This window comes from Bacteroides parvus (assembly GCF_017309675.2).
Lineage (GTDB): Bacteria > Bacteroidota > Bacteroidia > Bacteroidales > Bacteroidaceae > Bacteroides > Bacteroides uniformis.
The window spans coordinates 3,592,337-3,616,519 of sequence record NZ_CP084680.1; the positions used below are offsets into that span (position 1 = coordinate 3,592,337).

24 protein-coding genes and 1 other RNA gene are annotated in these 24,183 nt (G+C 44.8%); 7 read left to right on the forward strand and 18 right to left on the reverse strand.

Annotated features, from left to right (window positions below; translation table 11 throughout):
* Positions 1–116 precede the first annotated feature (116 nt).
* Complete coding sequence (locus tag JXR92_RS14630; protein ID WP_138346031.1) at positions 117–1,322, reverse strand: C40 family peptidase; 1,206 nt, start codon at positions 1,320–1,322, stop codon at positions 117–119.
* A 202-nt stretch (positions 1,323–1,524) separates the two neighbouring features.
* On the opposite strand from JXR92_RS14630, the gene rnpB reads away from it, so the two are divergent.
* Positions 1,525–1,926, forward strand: an RNA gene (gene rnpB / locus JXR92_RS14635) — RNase P RNA component class A.
* A 14-nt stretch (positions 1,927–1,940) separates the two neighbouring features.
* Here the strand turns inward: rnpB and JXR92_RS14640 are convergent.
* Positions 1,941–2,681 (reverse strand): hypothetical protein, encoded by a 741-nt coding sequence (locus JXR92_RS14640; RefSeq protein ID WP_226791193.1) that lies wholly within the window; start codon positions 2,679–2,681, stop codon positions 1,941–1,943.
* A gap of 201 nt (positions 2,682–2,882) precedes the next feature.
* On the opposite strand from JXR92_RS14640, the gene JXR92_RS14645 reads away from it, so the two are divergent.
* Positions 2,883–4,202 (forward strand): YihY/virulence factor BrkB family protein, encoded by a 1,320-nt coding sequence (locus JXR92_RS14645; RefSeq protein ID WP_117965840.1) that lies wholly within the window; start codon positions 2,883–2,885, stop codon positions 4,200–4,202.
* A gap of 80 nt (positions 4,203–4,282) precedes the next feature.
* On the opposite strand, the gene JXR92_RS14650 is transcribed toward JXR92_RS14645, so the two are convergent.
* From JXR92_RS14650 to pstC, 6 genes are all read right to left on the reverse strand, one after another.
* On the reverse strand, positions 4,283–4,822 hold the full coding sequence (locus tag JXR92_RS14650) for a nitroreductase family protein (RefSeq protein ID WP_138346033.1): 540 nt from the start codon (positions 4,820–4,822) through the stop codon (positions 4,283–4,285).
* Between the two features lie 12 nt (positions 4,823–4,834).
* Positions 4,835–5,437: a riboflavin synthase gene (locus JXR92_RS14655; RefSeq protein ID WP_138346035.1), complete on the reverse strand. Its 603-nt coding sequence runs from the start codon at positions 5,435–5,437 to the stop codon at positions 4,835–4,837.
* A gap of 351 nt (positions 5,438–5,788) precedes the next feature.
* Complete coding sequence (phoU, locus tag JXR92_RS14660; RefSeq protein WP_057282083.1) at positions 5,789–6,484, reverse strand: phosphate signaling complex protein PhoU; 696 nt, start codon at positions 6,482–6,484, stop codon at positions 5,789–5,791.
* 60 nt (positions 6,485–6,544) lie between these two features.
* The gene (pstB, locus tag JXR92_RS14665) at positions 6,545–7,300 is read right to left on the reverse strand and encodes a phosphate ABC transporter ATP-binding protein PstB (RefSeq protein ID WP_055288615.1); all 756 of its coding nucleotides are present in this window, start codon (positions 7,298–7,300) and stop codon (positions 6,545–6,547) included.
* Between the two features lie 17 nt (positions 7,301–7,317).
* Positions 7,318–8,178, reverse strand: a complete 861-nt coding sequence (pstA, locus tag JXR92_RS14670) for a phosphate ABC transporter permease PstA (protein WP_117965847.1) — start codon at positions 8,176–8,178, stop codon at positions 7,318–7,320.
* A 12-nt stretch (positions 8,179–8,190) separates the two neighbouring features.
* Positions 8,191–9,375 carry a phosphate ABC transporter permease subunit PstC gene (pstC, locus tag JXR92_RS14675; protein WP_005832300.1) on the reverse strand — a complete coding sequence of 395 codons (1,185 nt, stop codon included), beginning with the start codon at positions 9,373–9,375 and terminating at the stop codon, positions 8,191–8,193.
* Between the two features lie 257 nt (positions 9,376–9,632).
* Between pstC and JXR92_RS14680 the strand changes: the two genes are divergently transcribed.
* The 4 genes from JXR92_RS14680 (at position 9,633) to JXR92_RS14695 (ending at position 14,352) form a co-directional block, all read left to right on the forward strand.
* The gene (locus tag JXR92_RS14680; protein ID WP_138346037.1) at positions 9,633–10,454 is read left to right on the forward strand and encodes a PstS family phosphate ABC transporter substrate-binding protein; all 822 of its coding nucleotides are present in this window, start codon (positions 9,633–9,635) and stop codon (positions 10,452–10,454) included.
* 74 nt (positions 10,455–10,528) lie between these two features.
* Positions 10,529–12,268 (forward strand): glutamine--tRNA ligase/YqeY domain fusion protein, encoded by a 1,740-nt coding sequence (locus JXR92_RS14685; RefSeq protein ID WP_138346039.1) that lies wholly within the window; start codon positions 10,529–10,531, stop codon positions 12,266–12,268.
* 4 nt (positions 12,269–12,272) lie between these two features.
* Positions 12,273–13,685, forward strand: a complete 1,413-nt coding sequence (locus JXR92_RS14690) for a tetratricopeptide repeat protein (RefSeq protein WP_117965856.1) — start codon at positions 12,273–12,275, stop codon at positions 13,683–13,685.
* A 28-nt stretch (positions 13,686–13,713) separates the two neighbouring features.
* Positions 13,714–14,352: a DedA family protein gene (locus JXR92_RS14695; protein ID WP_005831315.1), complete on the forward strand. Its 639-nt coding sequence runs from the start codon at positions 13,714–13,716 to the stop codon at positions 14,350–14,352.
* A gap of 90 nt (positions 14,353–14,442) precedes the next feature.
* On the opposite strand, the gene tpx is transcribed toward JXR92_RS14695, so the two are convergent.
* Positions 14,443–14,943, reverse strand: coding sequence for a thiol peroxidase (gene tpx / locus JXR92_RS14700; protein WP_138346041.1), 501 nt, complete (start codon positions 14,941–14,943; stop codon positions 14,443–14,445).
* A 126-nt stretch (positions 14,944–15,069) separates the two neighbouring features.
* On the opposite strand from tpx, the gene JXR92_RS14705 reads away from it, so the two are divergent.
* Positions 15,070–15,669: an HdeD family acid-resistance protein gene (locus tag JXR92_RS14705; protein ID WP_005831320.1), complete on the forward strand. Its 600-nt coding sequence runs from the start codon at positions 15,070–15,072 to the stop codon at positions 15,667–15,669.
* A gap of 63 nt (positions 15,670–15,732) precedes the next feature.
* Here JXR92_RS14705 and JXR92_RS14710 read toward each other — a convergent pair whose 3' ends face one another.
* The 9 genes from JXR92_RS14710 to JXR92_RS14750 all read right to left on the reverse strand — a co-directional run bounded on the left by JXR92_RS14710 (position 15,733) and on the right by JXR92_RS14750 (position 24,180).
* A complete protein-coding gene (locus tag JXR92_RS14710) occupies positions 15,733–16,326 on the reverse strand; it encodes a master DNA invertase Mpi family serine-type recombinase (RefSeq protein WP_057089503.1) in 594 nt (197 codons plus the stop codon).
* 229 nt (positions 16,327–16,555) lie between these two features.
* Positions 16,556–17,797, reverse strand: coding sequence for a DegT/DnrJ/EryC1/StrS family aminotransferase (locus JXR92_RS14715; RefSeq protein WP_138346043.1), 1,242 nt, complete (start codon positions 17,795–17,797; stop codon positions 16,556–16,558).
* A 134-nt stretch (positions 17,798–17,931) separates the two neighbouring features.
* A complete protein-coding gene (locus tag JXR92_RS14720; RefSeq protein WP_138346046.1) occupies positions 17,932–18,540 on the reverse strand; it encodes an MBL fold metallo-hydrolase in 609 nt (202 codons plus the stop codon).
* A 104-nt stretch (positions 18,541–18,644) separates the two neighbouring features.
* Positions 18,645–19,634 carry an aldo/keto reductase family protein gene (locus JXR92_RS14725; protein ID WP_310591133.1) on the reverse strand — a complete coding sequence of 330 codons (990 nt, stop codon included), beginning with the start codon at positions 19,632–19,634 and terminating at the stop codon, positions 18,645–18,647.
* 19 nt (positions 19,635–19,653) lie between these two features.
* Positions 19,654–20,670: a sugar-transfer associated ATP-grasp domain-containing protein gene (locus JXR92_RS14730; RefSeq protein WP_171030457.1), complete on the reverse strand. Its 1,017-nt coding sequence runs from the start codon at positions 20,668–20,670 to the stop codon at positions 19,654–19,656.
* Positions 20,671–20,683: 13 nt separating this feature from the next.
* Positions 20,684–21,745 carry a ketoacyl-ACP synthase III gene (locus JXR92_RS14735; protein WP_117965260.1) on the reverse strand — a complete coding sequence of 354 codons (1,062 nt, stop codon included), beginning with the start codon at positions 21,743–21,745 and terminating at the stop codon, positions 20,684–20,686.
* Positions 21,733–23,178, reverse strand: a complete 1,446-nt coding sequence (locus JXR92_RS14740) for a class I adenylate-forming enzyme family protein (RefSeq protein ID WP_117991333.1) — start codon at positions 23,176–23,178, stop codon at positions 21,733–21,735. The genes JXR92_RS14735 and JXR92_RS14740 overlap by 13 nt, the downstream gene beginning before the upstream one ends.
* A complete protein-coding gene (locus JXR92_RS14745; RefSeq protein WP_098032745.1) occupies positions 23,171–23,407 on the reverse strand; it encodes an acyl carrier protein in 237 nt (78 codons plus the stop codon). The genes JXR92_RS14740 and JXR92_RS14745 overlap by 8 nt, the downstream gene beginning before the upstream one ends.
* A 14-nt stretch (positions 23,408–23,421) precedes the next feature.
* Complete coding sequence (locus JXR92_RS14750; RefSeq protein WP_117965264.1) at positions 23,422–24,180, reverse strand: SDR family NAD(P)-dependent oxidoreductase; 759 nt, start codon at positions 24,178–24,180, stop codon at positions 23,422–23,424.
* Between the last annotated feature and the right edge of the window lie 3 nt (positions 24,181–24,183).

A 24,183-nucleotide genomic window follows, 5' to 3' on the forward strand; every position in this document is an offset into this window, starting at 1 on the left:
ATTAAATGTGCCAATATGCTAATGTACTAATATGCCAATGGGCTGCACTATATATACTACGTCATGTTTGCACCGTCACGCCGAGGTCATTGGCATATTGGCACATTAGCACATTATTACATTGAATAAAATGGATTCGTTTCCGTTGTATTGAGCGACGCCTCCTTATTTATATAAGGTAACACGCGCGTAGCGAACAACAGTCTACCGAGATTGTATTCATCGAACAGCTCGTCGTCGGGGCTGAAGCTATTGACGCGCACATCGCCTTGCGAATGGATGAAACGCTTGTTGCCGATATACATGCCGACATGTACCACACGTTCCTTGCGTTCCGGCGTCGCCTTACGCCCGAAGAAAATCAAATCGCCCGGCTGGAGGTTACTGAAATCAGGAACGATATCGATATGCTTGCCCACGTATGCCTGCTGGGAAGCATCCCGCGGAATGATGATGTCGTGCATGAAAAGAACGGTGCGCATGAAGCCGCTACAATCCACCCCTTTGGAGGAAGTGCCAGCCCAAAGATAAGGGATGCCCATCATGCTATGCGCCGTAGCTATAATGCTGGCTGCGTCCTGCTTCAAGGCTGCCCGCCATTTTTTTTCAGGCATAGAGATGGATTTGGAGATATATCCCTGGCGGCCGTCGGGATAAGCCACCTTATAAAAGGCACCTTTTGTCCCCTCCCACTTCAGGCGGTTTCCGGCAGCAACATCAGAGACGGTCTGCGATACCTGGCTGGGCTGTGAGTAGACAAAGCCGTAATGCGAAGTCACCACTATTTTCTCCGCATTGTTCCAAGCGGTCAGCTCTTCCCGCGTGACGGGATGTATGCCTACCCGGTGTACCCATGCAATGTAGTTGTCCGGTGTCTGGATACGGTACCAGCCGTCGCGCTGCAACACCCGCACCGGCATCCCCATCAAGCCTTGCGTCATCATTTCTGAAGAGAAATCCGGGTCTACCCGAAGATTGCACACAGACACATTGACAATGCCATACGTCTTGCCTTCAAGTCCGGTCTCATCCGGAAGCACTTGCAGACAATCCATCACCGCATATCCTTTCTTTGCCAAACCATCCAGCAAAGCCGTCTTTGCTTCTGCCGAAGTGGTGACACCACGCAACATCACATTCTTTCCGGAGAAAGAGTAATCTACATCGAACAAAGCTACGCGCTTGTCCGGTGCAAACTTTTGTTTCAAACTGTCAGCGAGTTGCGCCACCTCTGCAGGGATGGTACGGTCACCCACTTCCGAAGCGACAGCAAAAAGCGGGATTAACAGAAATAAAGGAAAAAGAGAGGATAACTTTTTCATTGGTCAAAAGGATTTGGGGGTTATTACTAATAGCAAAGCTACGAATTTATTCCGAAATAGATACATGTTTTTAAGATAATTAAGGGTAAAGAATGAAGAATGAAGGATTCATCCGTACTGCATCCGCACACTGCACAACAAATTCTTCATCCTTCATTCTTCATTCTTCATTAATATTCCGTATCTTTGTACCCCTATAAAAGCAGTTGGTCGGTCTGTCGCTTGCGCCTTCGTGCGTATGAGGAAAGTCCGGGCAACACAGAGCGTCCCACTTCCTAACAGAAAGCTGTCCGTGAGGGTAGAGTAACGTAGAAGAAAATAACCGCCGTCGCCCTCGGGCTATGGTAAGGGTGAGAAGGTGGGGTAAGAGCCTACCAGTCTTGTGGCGACACAAGGGCTGTGCGTCTTGGGAGTTGTAAGGTCATGTAAACCGACGTTATGAGAGTTGCTCGCTCCATGTCGGAGGGTAGACCGCTAAAGCTTGTATGGTGACATGCGGCTCAGATAAATGACAGACACTTCTTTTAATGAAGAATGGATAATTCCTAATTAGACTTTTTCAGGAACAGAAGAACAGAACCCGGCTTACAGACCGACTGCTTTTTTATTTCTTTTCTCCTATCTGTGATAATCCCCTTTATCTTTAATCAGTATGACCTTCAGTTGGGGGTCTTTCAACATCTGCCGTCCCTTATGTGAAGCCAACAATGCAAGTTGGGTAGTCCGGTGTCTCCAAGTCAGCAAGTCAATGGGACGGTTCAGTTCCTCTTTTATGACAGAATACCACCAGCCCGGAAAAGACAATGCACGAACAGCACCTCCATCAACAATCTTCTGCAATTCAGCAATGCAAGCATCCAGTTCCCTATCGCTCAAATCATTAGGTTTATCAAAAGCTACATAATAAGATGTATAATATCCGTTTTCTGTAAAAAGCCTCAATGCTTCCCAATTGGAACTTTCAATAATCAACTCATCTTTCTCCATACGATAAGTTTCAACCAACTTATTCAATTCAGCGAGTATTTCCGTCTTGTTGCCTGCCTTCAAGTTCTTAATATCCAACCAAATTTTACCATCAGTCTCATTCATATAAGAGAAATAAGGCTCCAGAACCAGATTAAAACTTGTATCCACATCATGCGTCACATCAAACTTCCGGTTTTTCCGAAAAACGACATCAACTTCCACGTTAGGATACTCGTCACCTTGCTCATAAAGTTTTTCTATCGAATTACATCGATGCAGCCATATCTTTTCGGGATAATCATTCATAAGTAGGGCTCCTATAACTAAATTACTCCCCACCCATGCTAACAATACAGCCAACAAAACTACCAGAATTCTCTTTTTGCGCATATTTTCAGTCTTTTTATCTCTAATAAACTTTCTTTCCCGCAAAATACATAAAAAGAATATTCTTAAACAAAACCTCCACTCCATTTCTACCTTTTTATTCGTTTATTCCAGAAATTTTATATAATTTTGCACTTCATATAAACAGAGATCATTGAGAATCCGTTAAAGATAACTCTTTGAACTTACGCTAATTGACATTTTATGAATAGACGTATTGCAGCCTTCTGGAAGTTTCTTACTTACGACATCTGGCGTATTACAGAAGATGAAGTTACGCGAACCACTTTTTCCGTATACAATATCATCAAGACCATCTACCTTTGTGTCAACCGCTTCACCAAAGACCGGATAGTAAACAAAGCCTCGGCACTGACTTACAGCACCTTGCTTGCCATTGTACCGATTCTCGCTATATTGTTTGCCATCGCACGCGGTTTCGGATTCGACAATCTGATGGAAAGTCAGGTTATCAACGGGTTCGGAGGTCCTACAGAAACCACAGAGGTTATTCTACAGTTCGTAAACTCATATCTCTCACAAACCAAAAGTGGAATATTCATCGGCATCGGGTTGATTATGTTGCTGTGGACAGTCCTGAACCTAATCAATAATATGGAAGTCACCTTCAACCGCATCTGGCAGGTAAAAAAGGCGCGCAGCATGTACCGCAAAATAACGGATTACTTCTCCATGCTTCTGTTGATGCCCATTCTGCTGGTAGTGTCCGGTGGTCTTTCCATCTTCATGAGTACGATGGTGAAGAACCTCGAAGACTTTACCCTACTGGCACCCGTCGGCAAGTTTATGGTACGCCTCATCCCCTTCGTACTGACCTGGTTCATGTTTACAGTACTGTACGTCTTTATGCCGAATACAAAAGTCAAACTAAAACACGCACTCATATCCGGTATTCTGGCAGGTACGGCACATCAGGCATTCCAGTTCCTCTACATCAGCAGCCAGTTGTGGGTTTCCCGTTACAATGCCATCTATGGTAGTTTCGCCGCCCTCCCGATGTTTCTGCTATGGTTGCAGGTATCTTGGACTATCTGCCTGTTCGGTGCCGAATTGACCTACGCCGGACAGAATATCCGGAACTTCAGCTTCGACAAGGATGCGCGCAACATCAGCCGTCGCTACCGCGACTTTATCTCCATCCTGATAATGTCCCTCATAGCCAAGCGCTTTGAACAAGACGCCCAACCCTATACAGCCGAGGAGATATCCGAAGAGTGCCAGATTCCCATCCGGCTGACACACGAAACCCTTTATGAATTGCAAGAAATCAACCTCCTGCATGAAGTGGTGACCGATGAAAAAAGTGAAGACATCGCTTACCAGCCTTCCATGGACATCAACAAGATGAATGTGGCCCTCCTGCTGGACAAGCTGGACACACACGGCTCAGAAGACTTCAAAATTGATAAAGAAAATGAATTTAACAGCCAATGGGGAGCATTGCTGAAGGCACGGGAGGAATACTACAAGAATGCAAGCAAGGTGCTGCTAAAGGATTTGTAGTTTGGTTTAAACACGGAGGCACAGAGATTTTTTCTCGTCTATTGGTTTAATCCCTGCACCTCTGTGTTCTTCTGCTAATGCTAATACTTATTATAAGATACTGTCTTCTCTTTTGGCTTCCGCGATTTCTTCCGTTTTTCCTTCACCGGATAGCCAATCGTAATATCTAGCAAAAGGCGTTTACCGGCCGGGATACCGACAAGTTTCTTTATCTCCTTCTCATCAAACCAGCCCAAAATGCAGGAACCCAGCCCTTCATTTTCTGCCGCCAACGTGATATGTGCGGCAGCGATACCAATATCAATCAATGGAAAATACTTACCCTTGATTTTTGCACCCAGAAAGGAAGTGACATTCATGGACTCCTCCACCACCAGAATATGAACGGGAGCATCCTTGGCAAACTTGTTCATCCCCAATCCTGCAGCAGCCTTGCCCACCTTGACAGACAGCTCCGGTTCCGTAACTACCACGAACTTCCACGGTTGTGCATTGCAGGCGGACGGAGCCAGACAAGCCGCTGCCAATATCCGCTCCAGCTTCTCAGGCTCCACGGCACGAGTCATATCATAGGCACGGTCACTCTGACGGGATGCCACTAATTCCAGGAAATCGTTCATAGCGCCGTTACCTTATTTATATTGTATCATGCGACTGATGTACTTACCAATGATATCGAACTCCAAATTCACCACACTGCTCACTTTGAAAGCATGGAAATTGGTATGCTCGAAGGTGTAAGGAATGATGGCTACCTGGAAAGTATCGTCGGTGGGATTACACACGGTCAGGCTGACACCGTTAACCGTTACCGAGCCTTTGTCTACCGTAATGTAGCCGCGCTTTGCCATCTCCTTGTCAAAAGCATACCGGAAAGTAAAGTAATAGCTTCCTTCCGCATCCTTTATATCGATGCAAGTGGCAGTCTGGTCCACATGTCCTTGAACGATATGGCCATCCAGCCGGCCGTTCATCATCATACTACGCTCCACATTCACTTCATCTCCCACCTGCAACAAGCCAAGATTGGAACGGTCCAGCGTTTCCTTCATGGCCGTCACGGTATAGGTATCATCTGTCAAGCTGACTACCGTCAAGCAAACACCGTTGTGAGACACACTCTGGTCTATTTTTAATTCACTGACGAATGAACACTTGAAAGTAAAATGTACATTCTCCTGGTCTTTGACCATCGCCACCAATGTGGCACATTCTTCTACTATTCCGGAAAACATGGTTCTATATACTTTTAGATTATACATGATTTATTATTAATATGCGCAAAGATACAAAAAGCCCTTCGTATAGGTACAAAAAAAGGAAGCTTTTCACAAAGCCTCCTTTTTCAGTTTTCAATAGGTATTAGTTTTTTTTAAGGTAAAAAGATTGTTTTCAGGATAACGATGCAAATATAGGCGCTTTTCGTGATACTAACCAAATTAAAAAACATGTCTTATAACATCTTTTTGAAAAAAACATTTAAGTTTATTATCATTTCAAAGCACTTTTCTACACCTGCAATCGTTTTCAATGGACAAATATAAGGCTATTTTCCATGAAATACTGAAATTATCCTAAAATTTTGTTTATTTCTTATCATTTAAGTAGTGTTCATCTGTCCGCCCGCTATGTTTTAACACTTTTGCGTCGATAAAGAACACTATTTCTTCGGCAATATTCGTGATATGGTCACCGGAACGCTCCAACTTGCGGAACACGCTCACCAGGTTCAGACAAGAAAGTGCACTCTCCGGATGCCGGCTGATGTAGTCGGCAAGGATGGCAGTGGCATCAGCATTGATTTCGTCCAGCATATTGTCCTTGGCAAACACAGCGGTAGCCAATTCCTGGCTCTCCTCCTGAAGTGCCTGCTTGGCAAGCTCGAGCATGGAGAGCACCTGGGCTATCATCTCTTCAAGACGGAGTTGCTTGACCAACTCAGTATCCAATGCCGGTTCATGGCAGTTGAGGGCAAAGCGGGCGATGCCTTCTGCAAAGTCGCCCAGACGCTCCAGGTTCGTATTGATTTTGAGCATGGCAAGCACAAAGCGCAGGTCGATGGCAACGGGGTTGTAAAGGGCAATGATGTCCTCCACGTCGCTGTCTATTTTCAGTTCGAAAGCATTGACGCGACGTTCGCGCACCAATACCTGCTGAGCTAGCTCCCGGTCCAGCGTAAGCACGGCATCACCTGCACGGTCGAGCTGATTATATACCAGGGTCCACATTTCGTCTATTTCCTTTTTCAGCAAGACGAGTTCAGATTCGATAAACTTCACCATAATGTTTCTATTTTAAGATTACTTTTGTACAACTTATTTTTGCTTGTATGGAACAATCCGCTACCCGAAGCGTCCCGTGATGTAGTTCTGCGTTTCCACCTTGTCGGGATTCGTAAATATCTTCCGGGTATCTCCAAACTCCACCATCCGCCCCATATAGAAGAAAGCCGTATTATCACTGACACGCGCTGCCTGCTGCATGTTGTGGGTAACGATGACGATGGTGTACTGCTTCTTCAACTCGTGGATAAGCTCTTCCACCTTGGCAGTGGAGATGGGGTCGAGGGCGGATGCCGGCTCGTCCATCAGCAGGACCGAAGGAGACACCGCCATGGCACGGGCTATGCAGAGACGTTGCTGCTGACCGCCGGAGAGGGCGTAGGCGGAGACTTTCAGCTTGTCCTTCACCTCGTCCCAAAGGGCGGCGCCTTTCAGGGTTTCTTCCACCCGCTGACGGATGAAAGCGTTATCGGTGATGCCATTTACACGGAGTCCGTAGGCAACGTTCTCGAAGATGCTTTTTGGGAAAGGATTGGGGCGCTGGAACACCATGCCCACGTTCTTGCGGAGTTCATCCACTTGCACTCCTTTTCCATAGATGTCTTGTCCGTCAATGCGTATCTCGCCGGTCAGACGGGTGTCGGGAATCAAATCATTCATGCGGTTTAGCAGGCGCAGGAAGGTAGACTTTCCACAGCCCGAGGGACCGATGAAGGCTATCACAGACTTCTCCTCAATGTCCATGCTGATGCCTTTCAGGGCATGGAAATCGCCATACCAGAAGTTCACGTCACGGGTTTCTATCTTGTTCTTCATACCTATTGTATATGTTTTCAATTCGTCTTAATCTTCTTCTCAAAGTATTTCCGCAGGGCGTTCGCCAGCAGGTTCACCAGGAGGATAATGAGTATCAGCACCAGTGCCGTGCCGTAGGCAATAGGAAGCTGCGCTTCCATATCGGTGCCGCTGGTAGAGATGACGTAGAGGTGATAAGGAAGCGCCATGCACTGGTCGAAGATACTTGCAGGCAGCTGTGGCAAGAAGTAGGCGGCACAAGTGAAAAGGATGGGTGCCGTCTCGCCCGAAACACGCCCCAACGCCAGAATCAGTCCGGTGATGATATTGGGCATCCCCATCGGCAGGATGACATGCCAGATGGTCTGAAGCCTGGTAGCTCCCAACGCGCGGCTTCCCTCACGCATGCTGTCGGGAATGGCTTTCAGCGCTTCTTCCGTGGTGCGGATAACCAAAGGCAGACTCAGCAGGCCCAGTGTCAACGAACCTGCCAGGATGCTGTCTCCAAAATCCATATAGTTGACGAACAGCGCCATGCCAAACAGACCGAACACGATGGAAGGGATGCCGCTCAAATTGTTCGTCATCATCCGTATGAAGCGTACCACCCAGCCCTTCGGCACATACTCATTCATATAAATACCGCTCATCACCCCCACCGGAAAAGCAAACAAGGCACTGCCCACCATCAAGCAGAACGTACCTACAATGGCAGGAAGGATTCCGCCGGCAGTCATACCGTTGGCAGGAGCCGTAGTGAGGAACTCCCAATCGATGACTCCTATACCTTTATATATAATGAAACCGAGGATAGCAAAAAGAATTCCCACCACACTCAGACTCAACAGACGGAACAAGCCGAATGCCACGTTTTGCGAAAGATGCTTTCTATTGACCATATCTACCTTCTTTTATTTTCGTCTTGGCGAAACTGCTTCCACCGTGAAATTTATCAATAAACTGATGAAAAACAGCACGACACCCAGTAGGAACAATGCTTCGTAGTGAGGTCCGCCGGCAGGTGCCTCGCCCAGCTCCGCGGCAATCGTAGCCGGAATAGTACGCAACGGCTCCAGAATGGTATGGGGAATGACGGCAGCATTGCCCGTCACCATCAGCACAGCCATCGTCTCGCCCACCGCACGGCCGATGCCCAACACCACTCCGGAGGTGATGCCCGAAATGGAGTAAGGAATCACCACCTTATATATAGTCTGCCATTGCGACGCTCCCAGTGCCAGACTGGCTTCGCGCATGGCACGAGGGCAGTTTCTCATCGCATCTTCCGTCACCGTAATGATGGTGGGCAGTGCCATAATGGCAAGCACAATACTGCCCGCCAGCCCACTCTCGCCGACCGGCAAGTCGAAGACCTGCTGCAAAAAAGGCACAATGACAATCAAACCGAAAAAGCCGTAAACCACCGACGGTATGCCACTCAGCAACTCAATGATAGGTTTCAGCAGATTCCTTACCCGGGAATTGGCTACCTCCGACATATAGATTGCCACCGACAGACCAAACGGCAGTGCAAAAAGGATGGCAAACAGACTGACCCACAACGTCCCCGTAATGAGCGGCAAAAAGCCGAACTGTGCAGCAGGTGTTGCCGTGGGAAACCATTCGGCACCGGCAAAGACGTCCTTCACCGAAATGGTGTTGTCTTTCAGCAAATGCACTGAGTCCGGACGAACGATGAACTGCTGCGGTACAAAGGCTATAATACCGGGCGTACGCTCCACCAGCTCCGTAATGCAAGCACCTGCATTTTCATAGGAAGCGCCCAACTGCTCTTCCGTATAATACTGTGTGATGTCCTCCAAACGGAAAAGGCGGATAGGAAGGTCCTCCCCTCCCACTTCGTTCCAGTTTGTCAGCTCTTCATCAAAGACATCCTTTATCTGTGCCGGAGTCAGTTCGCCCACCCGATTCTCCTTATTCAAAGCCAATACATACCCTTCTTCTATTACCTTGCTGCTGAACAAGCCTAGCGCTTCGGAAAAGAGGAACACGACGATAAGTACGATGGTAAGGCTCGTCACAAAGCCGCTACAAGCCAGTATACCTTCTACAATCTTCTCAAAAATCTTTTTCATGTTGCCTATTGATTTCTGTATGCAAAGGAACGGACCGGATGTTAAGGTAGTGTGACTAACGTTTGAAAGAAATGTTTCAAACGTGTTACAAAACCATTACAACGACTTAAAGTACACCCCATGTAACACACTTGTAATATCCATTGCCTTAATTTGCATCATGCGTTGAGCCAGATTACATGATGCATACCATCGGTTTACATCATGTGTTTGCCCCAATTGCATTATCTGTTTACCCAATTTGCACCATGTGTTTTATGAAGACAAGAAAATTACTCCTACTCCTCGCCCTGGCAGCTGCCACCACCGGCATGCAGGCGCAACGCATCAAAGGCAGCGACACCGTGCTCCCCATAGCGCAGCAGACCGCCGAACGCTTTATGACCCTAAACCCGTCTGCCCGTGTCACTGTGACCGGTGGTGGAACAGGTGTCGGTATTTCAGCCCTGCTGGACCAAACCACGGACATCGCCATGGCTTCACGCGCCATCAAGTTCAGCGAAAAGATGAAAGTCAAAGCTGCCGGAGAAGACTTGGCAGAAGTACCCATCGCCTACGACGCCCTTGCCGTAGTGGTTCACCCCTCCAACCCGGTGAAACAACTGACCCGGCAGCAACTGGAAGACATCTTCCGGGGCAAAATCACCAACTGGCAGCAAGTGGGCGGAGACGACCGCAAAATCGTAGTCTACTCCCGCGAGACTTCCTCCGGTACCTACGAGTTCTTCAAGGAAAGTGTACTGAAAAACAAGAACTACATGAGCAGCAGTCTCTCCATGCCTGCCACGGGAGCCATTATCCAATCCGTCAGCCAGACACGCGGTGCCATCGGATATGTGGGCCTAGCCTATGTATCGCCGCGTATCAAGACACTCGCCGTTTCATACGACGGGCAGCATTATGCCGCTCCCACACTGGAGAATGCCACCAATAAGACTTATCCGATAGTGCGCCCGCTATACTATTATTATAACCGGAAAAACGCCTCGGTCGTAGCCCCTCTGCTCGATTTCATCTTGTCTGCCGCAGGACAGAAAATCATCAAAGAGAGCGGATATATCCCGGTACATAAAGAATAAATCTTCATTCTTCATTCTTCATTCTTCATTTTTTTACCCTATCTTTGCCCCCACGATACGAAAATAGTAACATTATGGCAGAAATAAAGAGCGAAGAAACAAGCGAAAAAAAGAGCTTGAACTTCATTGAGCAAATAGTAGAAAACGATTTGAAAGAGGGTAAAAACGGGGGAAAAGTACAGACACGCTTCCCGCCCGAACCGAACGGTTACCTCCACATCGGACACGCCAAGGCCATCTGCCTTGATTTCGGTATTGCCGCCGCACACGGCGGTGTCTGCAACCTGCGTTTCGATGACACCAATCCCACCAAAGAAGATGTAGAATACGTAGAGGCCATTAAGGAAGACATCCAATGGCTGGGCTACAAATGGGGTAACGAATATTACGCTTCCGACTATTTCCAGCAATTGTGGGACTTCGCTATCCGCCTCATCAAAGAGGGCAAGGCATACATCGACGAACAGACTTCCGAGCAGATTGCCGCCCAGAAAGGCACCCCCACCCAGCCCGGTGTGGAAAGCCCTTACCGCAACCGCCCCATTGAAGAGACACTGGATTTATTCCAGAAGATGAACAGCGGCGAGATTGAGGAAGGTGCCATGGTGCTCCGTGCCAAGATAGACATGGCAAGCCCCAACATGCACTTCCGCGACCCCATCATCTACCGTGTAGTGAAGCATCCGCACCATCGCACGGGTACCACTTGGAAGGCTTATCCGATGTACGACTTCGCCCACGGACAAAGCGACTTCTTCGAAGGCGTGACACACTCGCTCTGCACACTGGAGTTTGTGCCCCACCGTCCGCTCTACGACCTCTTCGTGGACTGGGTGAAGGAAGGCAAAGACCTCGACGATAACCGCCCCCATCAGTATGAGTTCAACAAACTGAACCTCAGCTATACGCTGATGAGCAAGCGCAACCTGCTGATGCTGGTCAAGGAAGGCTTGGTAAACGGTTGGGACGACCCCCGTATGCCGACCATCTGCGGTTTTCGCCGTCGCGGTTACTCTCCGGAGTCCATCCATAAGTTCATCGACAAGATTGGCTATACCACATACGACGCCCTTAATGAATTCGCCCTGCTGGAAAGCGCCGTGCGCGAGGACCTGAATGACCGCGCCACCCGCGTATCCGCCGTATTGAACCCCGTGAAGCTCATCATCACCAACTATCCCGAAGGACAAGTGGAAGAGATGGAAGCCGTCAACAACCCCGAACATCCCGAAGAAGGCAACCACGTCATCGAATTCAGCCGCGAACTTTGGATGGAGCGCGACGACTTCATGGAAGATGCTCCGAAGAAATATTTCCGCATGACACCGGGACAAGAGGTACGTCTGAAGAACGCGTACATCGTGAAGTGCACCGGCTGCAAGAAGAACGACGCCGGTGAAATCACCGAAGTATATTGCGAATACGACCCCGATACCAAGAGCGGTCTACCCGGAGCCAACCGTAAGGTGAAAGGCACCATCCATTGGGTAAGTTGTGCCCACTGCCTCGAAGCAGAAGTGCGCCTCTACGACCGTCTGTGGAAAGTGGAGAACCCGCGCGACGAGCTTGCCGCCATCCGCGAAGCGAAGAACTGCGACGCACTGACAGCCATGAAAGAAATGATCAACCCCGACTCCCTGAATGTGCTGCCCTGCTGCTACATCGAGAAGTACGCTGCCGGCATGCAGCCCCTCTCCTACCTGCAGTTCCAACGTATCGGTTATTTTAATGTTGACAAAGATTCTACGCCAGAAAAAATGGTATTCAACCGTACTGTAGGTCTGAAAGACGTTTGGGGTAAAATCAATAAATAAGAATATGAGTAAAAAAAACCTGCTGTCCGGAAGAGACAAAGAACTGCAAGAAATGGCAGAACAATATGAAGCTGCCAAAGCAGAGAACAGAACCATCTATCTGGACGCAGACGACTTAGCCGACCTCGCAGACTGGTATGCCGTGCATCATAAATATGCCATGGCTACCGAGGTCGTAGAGTATGGCTTGGGAATACATCCGAATAATACAGCCCTGCTGGTGGAACAGGCATACTTGTTCCTCGACACCCAGCATAAAGAGCAAGCCAAGGATATATTGGAACGGATTGCCGAAGAATCTTCCGAAGTGAAAGTGCTGAAAGCCAACCTACTGTTGGGCGAAGGCAAAGAAGAAGAAGCGGAAGCGATACTCGATAGTATAGACGATAAGGACGACCTAGCCAACATCGTCGATGTATCCTATATGTACATAGACATGGGATTCCCGGAAAAAGCATTGACATGGCTGACGCGCGGACTCGAAAAATATGCCGAAGAAGAAGCCTACCTTGCCGTCACTGGCGATTGTTACTACGCCCAGGGACTGTTTGAAAAAGCCACCTTCTTCTTCAATAAGCTGATTGACAAGAATCCGTATTCAGCTCCTTACTGGTTTGGACTGGCCCGTTGCTACTTTGACCAGCAGATGTTCGACAAAGCAATCGAAGCATGCGACTATGCCACGGTGGCCGATGACGAGTTTGCCGATGCCTACCTGATGAAAGGACATTCCTTCTTCCAATTGGGAAATGAGGAAAGTGCCATGGAGAACTACCTGCAGGCCGAAAAATTCCATCTTGTCTCCCACGGTTTCATCAACACCTTCATCGGCCTGAACAAAGCCTCCAAAGGAGAGTGGAAAGAAGGATACGACTATCTGGAAAAAGCCATAACGGCCGAAGACAGCCATGACTTCGCCTTGCCCTCCCTTTATGCCAATGCGGCCCTATGCCTGCACAAGATGGGAAAGAAGCGCAAAGCCCACCAATATTGTAAAAAAGCATACGACCTGTCACCCGAAGAGATAGACCCGTACCTGATTGAGGGACGCATCTACATGGAAGAAGGTGAGTATGAGAAAGGTGTGAAAAAATGGGCCAAAGCCTTAGAGTATGCCCCCTATGCGGATACCTGGCACGAAATAGGCATGTGTAGCATGGAGATAGGACAACTAAGCTATGCCAAGCTGGCCTTTGAACATGTCAAAGAGATGGAACCGGACTTTGAAGGTATCAACGAAAGGCTGACCTCTCTGTATATGCTGCTCAAAGACAAAGAGAACTTCATGAAGTACAACCAGCTGTGCGAACATCCGTTCAGGCTGGAAGAGCTGGACAAATTGCAACAGATACTACAAGAAGATAATCAGGAAGAGCTGGCCCTAGTAATGAAGAATATTTTCAATGCATTACAATAACAGTAATTATATACCACTAATCTAGCAAATGGAATCAGTAGCCTTTATCCAATGGTGTCTCGACCACCTCAATTACTGGACCATCACTTTATTGATGGCCATTGAAAGTTCGTTTATTCCCTTCCCTTCGGAAGTTGTAGTCCCTCCTGCCGCTTGGAAAGCCGCCAACAATGACAACATGAATATATATCTGGTGGTATTGTTTGCAACCATAGGGGCAAATATCGGAGCCTTGATAAACTACTATCTGGCAAAATGGCTGGGACGCCCCATCATTTACAAGTTTGCCAACAGCCGTTTCGGGCACATGTGCCTCATCGACGAAGCCAAAGTGCAGCATGCGGAAGAATATTTTGACAAGCATGGAGCCGTATCAACCTTTGTCGGCCGCCTGATACCTGCTGTTCGCCAGTTGATATCCATCCCTGCCGGTCTGGCACGCATGAAACTGGGAACTTTCTTGCTGTACACTACCTTGGGTGCGGGCCTTTGGAATTCCATCCTGGCTTTCATCGGATATTACTTGTCCACAGTACCCGGCATCGAGAACGAGGAACAGCTGCTTGCCAAAGTAACGGAATACAGCCATGAGATAGGTTATGTATTTATCGGCATCGGTGTACTCATCGTGGCATTCTTCATCTATAAAGGAATGAAGAAGAAATAAAAAAGAAAACGGCATGATAATAAAAAAGCGGTGGACAGCATGATAAATTCTGTCCACCGCTTTTTATTGCTTATCCCAGATCCAAACTTTCTACTTTACAGTTGCAATAGCTTTATCATAGTCTGGTTCTTGCGTAATTTCAGGTACCAATTCCGTATAGGCAATCTTACCATCTTTGCCGATAACCACTACCGAACGCGCCAATAGACCTGCAAGCGGTCCGTCGGCCATGCGTACCCCGTAGTTTTCATCAAAATCGGAAAAACGGAAATCAGACAAAGGAATCACATTCTCAATACCCTCCGTTGTACAGAAACGTGCATGTGCAAAAGGCAAGTCCTTGGAGATTGCCAACACCACGGTATCGGGCAGGCCGGCAGCCAGTTCGTTGAACTTACGTACAGAAGTAGCGCACACACCAGTGTCAAGGCTGGGGAAAATATTCAAAATAACATTCTTCCCGTTCAGTTCCTTCAAAGAGAATGAAGACAAATCTGTTTTTACCAATTCGAAATCGGGGGCAACAGAGCCCACCTTTATAAATTCACCGATAACCTTTACCGGTTGTCCTTTAAATTTTGTTGTAGCCATAGTTTTATCAAATTATATGTATACATAACAAATTACATACAGAAAAAGTTCACCCGAAACTTTTTTCCGGATAAACTGTTATTCTACGGACGAATTAATGATAATCACTTAAAAAATTAAATTCACATGAAAACTATTTTTGACGAACTTCAGCAGGAAGTAAAGAATTGGTGGATTTCACTCATTCTTGGTATTCTTTATGTAATAGTGGCTATAAGCCTGATGTTCTCCCCTCTCAGCGGGTATGCGGTATTGAGCATTCTGTTCAGCGTCTCCATGTTGTTCAGCGGTCTGCTGGAAATATCCTTTGCAGTAAGTAACCGTAGAAGGGTATCCAGTTGGGGATGGTATCTGGCTGGAGGCATCATCGACATGATTCTGGGATTCTACCTGATAGCCTATCCGATGCTCAGCATGGAAGTCATTCCGTTCATCATCGCCTTCTGGCTGATGTTCCGCGGCTTCTCATCCGTAGGCTATGCCATGGACCTCAAAAGATATGGGACAAGAGACTGGGGATGGTACGTTGCTTTCGGTATTCTTGCCGTCATCTGCTCGCTCATCATCTTGTGGCAACCGGCAGTAGGCGCCCTTTACGCCGTGTACATGATTTCGTTTGCATTCCTGATTATAGGTTTCTTCCGTATCATGCTGTCATTCGAGCTGAAAAACCTGCACAAGCGCGGGAAAGAGTGGAAGGAAAAGAAAGAAGTATCAGCCGAATAAGTAGCCCACACGAAGCGTGTCAAAAGGAATCCCACCTTTGACACCTTCGTTTAGCTGAATTGCTCAATAGTGTCTCAGAAAACGGAACATCGTAGTCCGTGACACTCCCATCTGCCGGGCAAGCTCAGCACACGACTCTCCTCTTTGGTGCTCCCTTACAAGCTTCCTCTTGTTCGCATAGAGTATCTTCATTTTGGGTGTGTCCCCTTTCTTCCTGCCCAGATGTTTTCCTTCTTTCCTCCGTCGTTCCAAGGCTTCTTTGGTGCGCATGGAAATCAGATTACGCTCTATCTCGGCCATCAGTCCAAAAGCAAATCCCAGCACTTTGCTATTGATGTCATTCTGGAACACATACCCCTCTTTGGTACTGTACAGCACCACTCCCCTTTTGATGCAGGAGTTAAGAATGGTCATTATCTCCAGCAGTGTCCGGCTAAGCCGCGAAATCTCCGTTATAATCAAGGAGTCTCCCGGTTTCATCCGGTCCAACAAGCCCGCCAGTTTACGCTCTTTGCTACTCACTTTTCCGCTGACCGTCTCCATGTACCATCTGTCGATGCTCAACCCGTTCTTCTCCGCAAAGCGTATAATTTCCTCGCGCTGATTCTCTAAAAACTGTTTTTCTGTACTTACTCTTAAATAAGCTACTACTGCCATAATTGATAAACGTTTATTGGTTATTATTCACCGCCAAAGAACGGTTATTCAAATAAGAGTGGCAACACACAACTATGGCTCTCTATCACAGAAGATCACATTATGGATATCCCCCGAAGTCAGAGAAGATTCTCGGTACCCATCTCAAATATGCCTATAAACAAAGAAAACAGCCCCACTGAAGCTGTTTTCTGAAATTAGTTCATAAAAAATTGATACTATGTAGATTTCATAGTATACTCTCCTTCATTTCATTCACTATGTATCTCACATCCTCATCCGTCACATAAGGACCACTCGGCAAGCAAAGACCACGCCTGAACAAACCCTCACTGACACCATTCACATAGGCAGGATTAGCTGCATAAACCGGCTGGAGATGCATAGGCTTCCATAAGGGACGGCTCTCGATACCGGCTCTGTCCAAGCAAATACGCATGGCTTCCACATTACGGTTGGGCTCACAAGAGGTATGGGCACTCATTGACTCATGCGTAACACCCGCGGCACCACCAACGGCACCTTTCACTGTCTCACGGTAGGCATCCTCCTCACCTCTCACATGCAGATTCCCGTCAAGCAGTACCGTGTTCAGCCAATAATTGCTGTCATAACGTCCGGAAGGATTCTCATGAAACGTGATTCCCTCCACATCCGCCAACAGCTCACGATACAGACCGCACAGATGCTTATGGTGCGCTATGTGCTCATCCACCACCGTCATCTGACCGCGGCCGATTCCCGCACAAATGTTACTCATCCTATAATTATAGCCTATACGCTCATGCTGGTAGTAGGGATAGGACTCACGGGCCTGGGTAGCATAGAACATTATCTCACGTTTGGACTCTTCATCAGGGCAAATCAAAGCACCGCCACCACTGGTGGTTATCATCTTGTTGCCATTGAAAGAAAGCACACCATATTTGCCAAAAGTTCCAAGAACTTGCCCGTCAAACTTGCTTCCAAAGCCTTCGGCGGCATCCTCTATGACCGGAATATCATATTTATCTGCCACCGACATAATTTGGTCTATCTTGTAGGGCATCCCATACAAAGCCACCGGAACAATCGCTTTGGGCTTTCGGCCGATCTTGTCGATACGGTCCCTGATAGCCTGCTCCAGAAGAAGCGGGTCCATGTTCCAAGTATCAGCCTCAGAATCCACAAATACCGGAGTGGCACCGAGGTAGGTCACCGGATGGGAAGAGGCACAAAAAGTGAAGCTCTGTACTATCACTTCGTCACCCTGACTAACTCCGCAAGCAAGCAAGGCCAGATGCACAGCGGCAGTACCGGCACTTAAAGCCACCACCTTTTTATTCTGCCCCACAAAGCATTCCAAATCCTGCTCGAAGGCATCCACATTCGGTCCGAGAGGAACAACCCAGTTGGTATCAAAGGCTTCTTGTATGAAGCCCATCTCCTTGCCGCTCATGTGAGCGAGGCAAAGATATATTCGTTTGTCCATAAAGTTATAAATGAATTTCTTTTCAAAGAAGTGCAATGAATATTATGAAGATATCTCTCTTTTTACATAATATGGAATTAGCAAAAAAACAAAGATTTTACAGAGCTTTTTCCAAAGCCGTTTCATATCTAAAACTATATAATTGCTTCTTTTTTAGCAAGGGTTACTTTCTCAAGATGTCCTGGACATAATATCCGAGACTCAGCCAATCGAATTATTAGTGCTTTCGATTTATCCGCCTCCTTCTTATTTCCATTGGGAAGATTAGTTACAACATTATATCCCGGTATATATGAATCCCCAGAAAAAACATAGCTCCCTATGAGATAAGTAATGCAAGTTGGACTGTGCCCTGGCGTTTCTATTACCTTTGCATTTATCCCATCTAATAAGGTAATGGAATCTTCTTCACGAACAACTTTAATATTCTTTCCTGAATATATTATTGGTTTATCATGGTATTTAGATAGATTCAGTTTTGCGGAAGCCAAAGCCTCTACACCTGCTTCGTTAGTATAGATTATTGCACCAGGAAATATCCGTATTAAAGCAGGCAATCCATAGATATGATCATAGTGAATGTGTGTCAACAGAATACCCTTCAGCACTTTGCCGTCACCCGCAGTCTCCATAATTTGTTCAATATCCCCAGGATCGACAATCCAGAATTCAGTTCTGCTAACTTCAAGAATATATGTTCTTGATTCTAAAACAGTATTGATAATGGATTTTACGATTAGCATTATATTAAGGATATTGAGCAAAATCAATATACATCACAATTAACACCCGATACATATTGAATCACCGACTATCAGTACAATCTTCTATAATTAAAAATATATTATCAATAAATTGATAACCATTTCCTCCATGCTGGAAAATTGTTGAACATATCCGTAAAATTATCAGGATTTTTAAACCCTTCCCAATTTCTATATTTTTTAGGCAGACCTCTTTGTGCAACAAATGAATTATAATTCAAGCACTTACCTTTATTCAAGGAAGTAATATCAGCCATTTCATCGACACTCAGTTCAAAGTCTAAAATCGAAATATTTTCTTTCAAATGAACTACATTCCAAGTTTTAGGAATCACAATAATCCCCCTTTGAATAAGCCAGCGCAGGACTACTTGAACGGTGCTCTTACCATGTTTTTTTGCAATTGCCAAAATCAAAGGATGTTCAATAATCTCCAGTCTTGGTTCTACTGAACGGAAATGGCTAAATGTCGACATAGATTCAACTGCAATTCCCCTATCCTGACAATATTTTATTAACTCAATCTGAGCGTTTAACGGACTAATTTCTATTTGATTCACAGCAGGAACAACATCCGAAATCTCACTCAAAGCTTCAATATGTGGCTGCAGAAAATTGGAAACCCCAATAGCCCTGATTCTTCCCTCTTTATAGAATTTCTCAAGAACCTTCCACATATCCATGAATATTTTCCAAGGATTATGAATCAAGAACAAGTCTATATATTCCGTATCAAGGTTATCAAAAGATTTTTGAACAGCTTGTTCAATACTGACATTATTCCTTCGATTAAGAATTCTATGAATTCCATACTTATATCCTCCACAGTAAAGCGCATCAATATTCACTTTTGTAGTAATAAACACATCTTCACGCTTGATACCATGTTTTTTGAAAATCCGAGCAATATCAGCCTCGTTATAATATCTCCAAGCTGTATCAAACTGTCTGTAACCCATGTCATAGGCTTTTATCAGAGTATCCTCCAGCTTATCCTTCGGTATAAGAAATGTTCCTAGACCAATTTGTGGCATTTCAATACCATTATTCAATTTTATATATTGCATATCCATATAATTATTAGTTCATATACTATTTCCACGCTTGCATTTTATACCATAAACCACATCCAGATGCAATTTGAGTTATATCTTCTCCTGGAGGAATATTACCTTCTAACAACTCTATCCCATTTTGAGCTATAGCTAAATCCCATCCAACGTATCTTGCATCAGGTTCATAATAAACAATTTCTTTTATAATTGAGATACATTCATCAAAATGTGGAATAATAAAACCATCAAATTTAATATGAGAATAAGGATGAACCTCATATCTTGCACAGTTCATGCCATAAGCATCACCTTTCAAAATGCTTTTTTCAGAGTCTATCACACAAGCCATACCACCATCATGATAATTATCAGTTAATGCAACCCCATTGCCCATACGCAATAATGCGGCCAGTATGTGTAATTGTTTTTCCCGATCTAATACGGTAACAATACGAATCGTATTCAATGAACCTGGCGCTAAGTTCTTTAGTTTCTCACAATTTGTTATAATTTCCTCTATTATAAATTGTTCTCCAGTAATAATCTTTTGCTCCAAAATATCTAGTACATATTTATAGTTATCAGAAGAAGTACATATTCTAAATACACCATGCCCTCCGTAATCTTTTAAAGGTTTAGCAATAACATCTCTATATTGAATTATAAATTTCACAATTTCATCCCAGCTCTTATTTACTGTTGTTAACCATCCCCTATTTATATATTTCCGAAATCGTTGATTAAATTTAGCTTTATCAAGAAACAATTCATACACTTCTGGAGTACTAAAAGTATATCTTAGAACATCATTTCTGCGCAATGATATATATGCTTTTCGTTCAGCTATTGATTTATTCCAAAATGTAAAAGTACAATAGTCATTAAAATCATTACCATAAAAAATATACCAATATAATAAATCAACAAATACACTGAATCTACTTTTTGAAGGACATTGTTTTATGACAAATGCACTATTATCCCAACTATTTCGACAATAATTCAATACTGTTGATATACGATATAATTTCAACTTCCTTACTATTGCATTCATATGCCAATTTTTCTTAGTATTCCACCAATTCAGAAACAACAATATTATCCACATTAAACTCCATACATGCCCAAGCAAGTCCTACCCCAAATCCACAAGCCAAGCAATGGTTCTTTTTGTTACATAATGCTTCTGCAGTACGGGTAACCATGGTCAAAGGAATGGAGGCACTTGTCACATTGCCGAAATCTTCCAAGCAATAAGGAACTTTCTCTGCAGGTATCTTCACCGATTTGCGAATCTTCTCGTCAATGAATTTATTTGCTTGATGTAAATAGAGATAATCTATTTCATCCACATTGATATGATAAGCCTCTATAAGTTCTTTCAACGAACGAGGCGGTGTCTTGATAGCAAACGCAAACACATCCATACCATTGACTATCATATCAGTTCCCTTGCGGACAATGCCCGGTTCTATTTCCTTTTCAACAACCGCTTCAACAGTTGTCGGATATCGCATTCCTCCATACTTTGTCCACACAGCCTGATAGCCAGAACCATCCACTCCAAATACAAAATTAAAAGGTTTGCCGAATGAAGCATCATATTCAAATGCTGTTACCGTGGCAGCGTCGCCAAACAAAGGTTTAACCGTCCTATCTTTAGAATTTCGGTTGATGGAATTTGTCTCAGCTGCAATCAACAAACCTTTTTTAAAAGAGCCATGTGACATTAAAGAGCCTATCACACTAATCCCATAAATCCATCCTGAGCACCCTAAAGGTAAGTCCATTACGTAACAATCGTTACGTAATCCCAAGCGGTTTTGAAGGATACATGCTGTTTGTGGAGCAATAAAATCACGAGATGTACATACATAAATCAAGCAATCCACTTCTGAAATCTCCCAACTCAAATCGGTCAATATCCGATGAACAGCAGCTACTGTAAGATCAGATGCTGTCGTTCCTAATTGTACCACTCGTCGCCTTTCGATGCCAGTCGATGCCATAACTTTCTTTGCTTCACTTTCATCCTTGAAAATAGGAAGTGACAAATTTTCTTCTACCCGTGATGGGACACAAGCTGCCATTCCTGCTATTCTCACATTTCTGATTGTCAATTGTGACATAAAGCTAATCGTTGTTTTTTTCCCGATGAAGTCATTGGAATTTTATCAATCCATTCAAACTTCACCGGCATTTTATAATTCTCAATTTTGTTTCCCAACAATGTATCGATTTCTTCTAAAGATTTGGTAGTTCCCTCCCTTAGTACATATACTTTAGGCACCTCACCAACCAATCCTCTTGGATCTTTCATTGCAACACAAATACAGTCCGATACACCTCCCAAAGCTATAATTGCATCCTCTATTTCAATAGGACTCACTTTCTTACCACCGACATTAATCATCTCTTTTTTACGGCTCACCAAATAGAAATTTTCATTTTCCGATTTATATGCATAATCACCTGTGCGGAAATATTCTCCCCAAAAAGAATCTACAGTATCACCGTCCACCAGATAAGACTTCATCACCATATTCCCCTTTATGCACAATTCACCGGATTCTCCTATCGGAAGTTCCAGACCTTCATCACTGAAGATTTTCACATCCACCTCCTTTGTTACAGGCTTTCCGATAGTAACCAAATCGTCAGCATATTCATGAAATTCCATAAAGAGTGAACGGGATGCCTCTGTCAATCCGTAATGCATACAAATACGAGTGTTTGGAAACATTTCCATCAGTAACCGCTTGTTCTCCACACTCATTGCCGCACTACCAATTTCAATATAACTCATCTGACTTGCAAACTTTCCAAAAACATTTCCACTCAATTTCTTGATATACTCCCATACAGCAGGTACCATGCCTATCCCTGTCACATGATATTGTTCCATCGTGTTAAACAATAACTTTAGATTAGCAAAACTACCCAATAAGATAAATGTTGCTCCTAACAACATATTACAACGTAATCTACCCAAACCAAACGAATGGCAAATAGGTAAACCCAATACCTCTACATCATCGGCTGTATTCCCGATATATCGATTAATATTATTGGCAGAGCCACTAATATTGGCATGTGACAAAAGCACGCCTTTTGGTTTTCCGGTAGTACCGGTTGTGAACATAATATCAGCTATATCTTGAGCAGAAAGCAGTCCGATGTCAGCAGGTTTTCCCACCAAAGAAACCTCAGAATACCCAATACCTCCCTTAAGACCAAAGACTCTTTTCGGACGAACCGTTTCAATGATATATTTTTTTCTTTCCTCATTCGAGGTCGGGTCAACTATCACATTAACCAGTCCCAACAGATGAGCAGCAAAATATAAATATACAAATTCAACATCTTTCAAAGCAGAAAGTAAAATACAGTCACCTTTCTCCAATCCCAATGATTGAAGACAAGCCGCCGCACCAAGTATGTTTTTCCACAGCAATGCATAACTCACCGAAACGCCCTTTGCTATGATAGCCGTTTTATCCGCACTCTGCACCGAATACCGATAAATAGCTTGCAGTAATTGGCTATGTGTTAAACTACACATTCTTCAACTCAATAACTTTATTTACAATACTTCCTACCGTGTTTAGCTCAAAAAGGTCTTCTACTGGAAAATCCACATTTAATTCATTTTCAATAGTCGTAAGAATAGCCACGTTACCCATCGAGTCCCATTGTTCAATATCACCGGCAGCCATTTCCATAGTAATCACTGATTCTTCAACATTCAGTGTTCTAGCAATTACTGATATTATTTCACATTTTATATCCATTTTTATTCTTAGCTTTAAATTGACACTCCACCATCCAACACCATCGAATGACCAGTCAGCCACGAGGAGGCATCAGACAGTAAATACACCACACCATATGCAATGTCCTCAGGTACTCCATAACGTTTCAGAGGATAACGTTTCATATCCTCCTGTAATTGCTCTTCGCTGACTGTACCTCTATGAATTAAAGGAGTATCAACCATCCCTGGACAAATACTATTTACACGTACTTTTCTCGATGCAAACTCTTTGGCACAAAATTTCATAATGGAATTCAAGGCAGCCTTCGATGCACCGTAAATACAGTTACCACCGCTGAATACCTCTGTTCCACCCAATGAAGCCAATATCACGACAGCCCCCTCTTTATTGATTTGCTTCTTTTTATAAAGCACGCGCATTAATTCAATAGGAGCATAAAAATTGGTCTCAAAAATATCATCAAACTTATCACGGCTCGAAAACTGGAACGGCAATGTCAGTCCTTTACCCGAACAAAGCACCAGTCCATCTATCTTACCAGCTTCAGATATCAGATTTTCCACTTGTTCCACCACCTGCAAATCAGCTACCACAACCTTGTGTGCCTGCCCGTTCTTCACATCCAAATCAGCAAACGTAGCATTGAGACGTTCTTCATTGCGTGCCGTTATAATAAGGTTAGCCCCCATCTTGGCACATTCTGTAGCAGTAGCTTTTCCTATACCGGATGAAGCTCCCGTGACAAGTATTGTTTTTCCCTCTAAAGAAAAAGGATTATAATGCAACATAAC